Here is a 5,839-nt window from a genome sequence, read left to right as displayed (position 1 = left end):
TGTTATTTTTTAGAAAGAGATCCGAAAACCTGCTGTAAGATAGAGGTTGTTTGCAAAGCTGAATTATTTCTAATTCCATTTTCTTTTTCTGCAACCATATTAAATACACCATTTAATGTTTGTTGTGTAACATACGCATTCAGGTTTGGTTCTATCTTGTCTCCTGTTAAGGTATTGTATTTTGTGATCAAATTGTTCCAAACTTTATCCGCACCAACTTTACCCAAAGAAGCTTCGACTTTTGGTTGAAAAGCTTTCGTAAGATCTGTATTCGTTTTTAGTTTTAAATAATTTGTAGCCGAATTATTTCCTCCCAATAAAATGTCTTTTGCATCGGTTATTGTCATCGAAGTTAAGGCATTTACAAAGATAGGAGCCGCTTCCGAAACAGCATCTTCAGCAGCTGCATTCAATAATTTAATTCCTTTATCCGCTAAACTTCCCATTCCTAAAGAACGCATAGTTTTCTCGACAGTTTGCAATTCTTCTGGCATCAAGATTTTAGCAACAGAATTGTTGTAGAAACCATTTTTTTGGCTCAAAGATTTAATACCATCATTCAATCCAATTGATAGAGCTTCTTTCAAACCGGATGCGATTGTTGAATTAGGTAAGTTATTAACGTTTTTCAAAGCTTCAGCAGAAATTGTGTTTGATTCTGTGGAGCTATTTACAATTTTTACCGAATCAACTTTTACAGCAGAATTTGGCTGTGTATTTGTTTTTTCAACTTCTTTTTTTAAAGTACCAAAAATTGATTTTAAATCTTGCGCATTTGCATTCACAGCAAAGGAAGTAATCAATGATAAGCTTAAAATGATTTTTTTCATGAGGATTTTTCTATGTTGTTTCTGTCGTTATTCAATTTTCTGACCAAACTTTAAAATTCACTTACAAAATGTAATTTTACTGAAGGAAATTTTTCTTGTGTCATTTGAATAGTAAATGCAGAATCAGCTAAAAATACCAATTGATTAAATTTATCTCTTGCTAAATAACGTTGTTTAACACGTTTAAATTCTAAGAATTCTTCTGATTTATCATTTTCTACTTCTACCCAACAGGCTTTGTGTACAGAAAAAGGTTCGTAAGTCGCCTTAGCACCATATTCGTGTTCTAAACGATATTGAATTACCTCGTATTGTAACGCACCTACAGTTCCGATAACTTTACGATTATTCATTTCTAAAGTAAACAACTGCGCAACACCTTCGTCCATTAATTGATCAATTCCTTTTTCCAATTGTTTTGCTTTCATTGGATCGTCGTTGTTGATGTAACGGAAATGCTCAGGTGAGAATGAAGGAATTCCTTTGAAACTGAATTTTTCTCCTTCTGTCAGCGTGTCTCCAATTCTGAAATTTCCGGTATCGTGTAAACCGACAATATCTCCAGCAAAAGACTCATCAACGATTTCTTTTTTGTCTGCAAAGAAAGCATTTGGTGCAGCGAATTTCATGTTTTTACCTTGACGAACGTGGAAATAGTTTTTGTTACGTTCAAATTTTCCAGAAACAATTTTGATAAACGCTAAACGGTCGCGGTGTTTTGGATCCATATTAGCATGAATTTTAAACACGAAACCAGAGAATTTATTTTCGTAAGGTTCTACGATTCTTAAATCTGTTTCTTTTGATTGTGGAGTAGGAGCGATGTCAACGAAAGCGTCTAACAATTCGCGCACTCCAAAATTATTTAAAGCAGAACCGAAAAATACAGGTTGTAAATTTCCGTCCATATATTCTTGCATATCAAATTCTGGATAAACACCATCAATCAAATCAATTTCGTTACGTAGATTTTCAGCATAATCTGTTCCGATTAATGTTTCTAATTCTGGACTTGATAAGTCTTCGACTTTAGTTGTTTCAGAAACTTTTTGTTTGTTGTCTCCAGAAAAAATATTAATATTTTTCTCCCAAATATTATAAATTCCTTTGAATGTAGATCCGATACCGATTGGCCATGAAAGTGGAGTTACATGCAAATCTAATTTTTGTTCAACTTCGTCCATCAAATCAAACGCATCTTTTCCTTCTCGGTCCATTTTATTAATAAAAACCAATAACGGAATTTTGCGCATGCGACAAACTTCTACTAATTTGATTGTTTGTTCCTCAACCCCTTTCGCAACGTCGATAACAACAATCGCAGAATCTACAGCAGTCAAGGTACGGAAAGTGTCTTCAGCGAAATCCTTGTGACCAGGCGTATCTAAGATATTAATTTTTTTTCCTTTGTATTCGAAAGCCAAAACAGAAGTTGCAACAGAAATTCCACGTTGACGCTCAATTTCCATGAAATCGGATGTTGCGCCTTTCTTAATCTTATTACTTTTTACAGCTCCAGCCTCTTGAATCGCACCACCAAATAATAACAATTTTTCTGTTAAAGTAGTTTTACCAGCATCGGGATGGGCAATAATACCAAAGGTTTTTCTTTTATTTATTTCTTGTTCTAAAGACATCTTAATCAAATTTTCAGGTTGCAAAGATAGTTTATCTCCGTAAAATTAGAAACATTATGATGAATAGAATATTCTCAACTAAATTGCGTTATTTTAAAATATAGATGATATAGGGCTATGAAAAAGATATTTTACTTTTTACTGTTGATGATAAGTGGGGTTGTTTGGGGGCAAAGACCTACAATTTATCCATTAGAAGGAGGTTTTACTTTTAAGAATCAAACATTAGATATTTATACAAGTAATAATAACTTTTCTCCAATTGCTGTAGATGGATGTGCATTCAATACGACCTACGTATATAAGTATTTCTCATTTAAAGCTAATTTTGATATGGTTTTTGCATTTGATTTGATTGCAAATAAACCAGATTTTAAATTTTTAGTATGGAAATTACCAAAAGGGAACATTGCAAATGATGTCTTTGTAGGAAATAGTGCTACTATAAAAGCTAATAGAGCTGTAGAAGGAAATGTTAATAATAAAGGAATGAAAGAAGGTGTTGCAAAAATTTGTGAATATGATAATACTTCTTCCGCAACAGGTTATGCAAAAGCTTTTGAAGGTTCTGATCTTTTAAAGAAAGATGAAACTATTGTAATAGCAGTTTATGGAATAAATAATACGGATACTTTTGATATAAAAGTGAATGTAGCAGAAGAAAGAACGATTACAACTTTTAATAATTTATGTTTTGGTCAATCTTACACAGCAAGTCAAATTTATGATGGGATAAAAGATCATGTAGAAACTAATCCAAATCCAGTAACAAACCCATATATCAAAGTATATACCGATAATACGTTTAGTTCAGAGGTTGGTTCATCAGCAACTTTTACTACTGATACCACTCTTTACGCACAAGTAAAAGATGTAAGTGGAGATACAAAGTATATTTATACAATACCTCTAAAATTTATTCCTGAACATCAATTTAATTTTAAACCTACTTTCGAGACTGAATATGCGTGTACACCAACTTATACAATTCCGGATAAAGATGAGTTGTTAAATAAACTTTTCCCTACTGTAGATTCTAATTATTCGATTTCTTCAATTGTTATTGATGGGACAAGTTATACATCAGGTCAAAATGTAAATTTGGCAGTTGGTCAAACCACTTCAATGAAAATCAAAGTTCATTACGGAGGCGGTTGCCCAATTGATTCTCATGAAGTTTCAATTCCTTTAGTTCAAGGAAAACCAACTTTGAGTGGAGATGTTGATGATGCAACTTGTGATTCTTCTTATAAAATAAATTTTGATCGAATTTATTCTAAGTTAGGAAAAGATAAAAATGCTTTTGATTTAATTGTAACCTTAGGCGGTTTACCGATTTCTGATGGACAAACAACTGCAATTACTACAATTTTAACGTATAAAGTTAAAATAAAATCAAGAACAGGCGGAGGATGCGAAAGTGATGAGGTTGATTTTGTAGTTACTAAAACTTCGCCTGCAAATATTCTTCCAGCAGAAATAAAAGATATTTGTTTCGCAGATTTTACTCAAAGCAATATTGATAATGCAATTTCTATAATTCAAAATGGGAATTCGTATAATTTAAAATTTTATCAAGAAGATGGTTTAACTGAAATTACAGATTTATTAGCATTTATCAAAACAACTAAAAATGGTAAAATCATTGTAAAAGCCTTAGCTGTTGATAATGGAAATACAATATGTGATACAGGTGTTGAGTTAACATTTGAGCTGGATGAATCTAATTTTGATTTAGATAATGATATTCCAACGCTTAATTCGTCTTGTTCTGAAGTTGGTGCTGGAAACATTTTTAAAACTTTAGAAATCGAAGATTATTTAAAAAAATATTTTGGTAGAACAGATATTACTTTTTCAGGAATTTCAGAAAAACCTCTTTCGGATGATGAATCTGAAATAATTACTTTTCAAGTAAAAATAAATGGAGAAGATTGTTGGACAGATGAGATGCAATTAACGTTGCAAGTGATTACAAAACCAAATGTTGTATCTGCAACACTTTCAGATAAATTCTGCGAAGGAGAATCACTAACAATTGATGATAATTTATTGAGAGATAATTTCGGGGCAAATGTATTTGATTATAAAATTTATATTGAAGGAGTAGAATATATAAGAGGAAATCCTGTTCAAAGAGAATTAGATTTTGGTGGAAATACTTCTTTAAATATTTCCGTAGAATTTAAAAATAGATTGAGTGATACATGTTCAACAACAGTAGATTTAACTGTCAATAAAAAACCTGATTTAATTGTTGATATTCTAACTTTAGAAAATTACACACAAGCTAATCCAATTATTTACTGTGAAGGTGAAGATGAAAATGCAAAGAGTCAAATTGAAGCTATTTTAAAACACATCAATAGTCAAGCGTCAGGTTTAGTTGCAGCTTTAACTGTTGACGAAATTTTTGCTCAAATTGATTCAAACGAAGGTTTTGTAAATGTAGTTTTTGAGGATCCAAATTATTGTGGAACTGCAACAATCAAATTTTATTTCAAAAGAAATCCTTTGCCAACAATTACAGTTCCAGAAGAAGTAGATCCGTTATGTTTTAATGAATTGTATTCATTAGATTTTACAACGCAAACAGACTATGATAAATACACTTATATTGTAGAAAAAGTAGGAGGAACCAGAATTAATGGAGTCGTTAAGTTTGAATTAGATGCAGGAATTTATAACATAACAATAGAGGATAAGATAACAGGTTGTTCGGTTGTAAAAACTTTGGACGTTAAGAATGCTGAAACTCCAACCATCGAAAAAATTACCATTAACGAAACAAGTATTATTGTCACAGTAAAAGGAAATGGTAAATTAGAATATGCGTTGTTTGGTTCTGACGGCAATATTATTGTCGATTGGCAAACGAAGAACGAATTGATTATTCCTGATAAAATAGCAGATAACAATTTTACCGTTAAAGTAAGATTGAATGGTTGTGGAGTTTCGGAAAGAAAAAATGTTATTTATCTTGCTTTACCAAATGTAGTAACGCCAAATCAAGATGGAAGAAATGATGTTTGGAAACCAATGACCAAGAATGGTAAAATTAATGATGTTTCTAATTCTTATAAATTGATTATTTTTGATAGATATGGTAAACAAATTTTATTAAAAGAAGGAATTGGTATAATAGAATGGGATGGAACACATAACGGAAAACCAGTTGCAGACGGAACTTATTGGTATATGTTAGAGTTTTCAAAACAATCTGATGATTTGAAAGTCCTATATTCAGGGAGCATATTAGTCAAACGAAAAATTAAATAATTGATTATCTAATGAAAAAATTATCTTTAATATTAATAACTATTTTTTCTTTATCAAAAATAGAAGCACAGCAAGGATTACCTTTTTATAATC

At 31.2% G+C, this 5,839-nt stretch carries 3 protein-coding genes; 1 reads left to right on the top strand and 2 read right to left on the bottom strand.

Going from position 1 to position 5,839, the window contains the following annotated elements; genetic code table 11:
* Window positions 1-2 precede the first annotated feature (2 nt).
* Window positions 3-830: a DUF4197 domain-containing protein gene (locus Q0616_RS07280; protein ID WP_298776154.1), complete on the bottom strand. Its 828-nt coding sequence runs from the start codon at window positions 828-830 to the stop codon at window positions 3-5.
* Window positions 831-880: 50 nt separating this feature from the next.
* Window positions 881-2,467, bottom strand: coding sequence for a peptide chain release factor 3 (locus tag Q0616_RS07275; RefSeq protein ID WP_171623322.1), 1,587 nt, complete (start codon window positions 2,465-2,467; stop codon window positions 881-883).
* Between the two features lie 117 nt (window positions 2,468-2,584).
* Between Q0616_RS07275 and Q0616_RS07270 the strand changes: the two genes are divergently transcribed.
* Window positions 2,585-5,746: a T9SS type B sorting domain-containing protein gene (locus tag Q0616_RS07270; protein ID WP_298776152.1), complete on the top strand. Its 3,162-nt coding sequence runs from the start codon at window positions 2,585-2,587 to the stop codon at window positions 5,744-5,746.
* Window positions 5,747-5,839: the final 93 nt, after the last annotated feature.

This window comes from uncultured Empedobacter sp. (assembly GCF_937930195.1).
GTDB lineage: Bacteria > Bacteroidota > Bacteroidia > Flavobacteriales > Weeksellaceae > Empedobacter > Empedobacter stercoris.
This window is presented reverse-complemented; position numbering and strand designations above follow the sequence as displayed.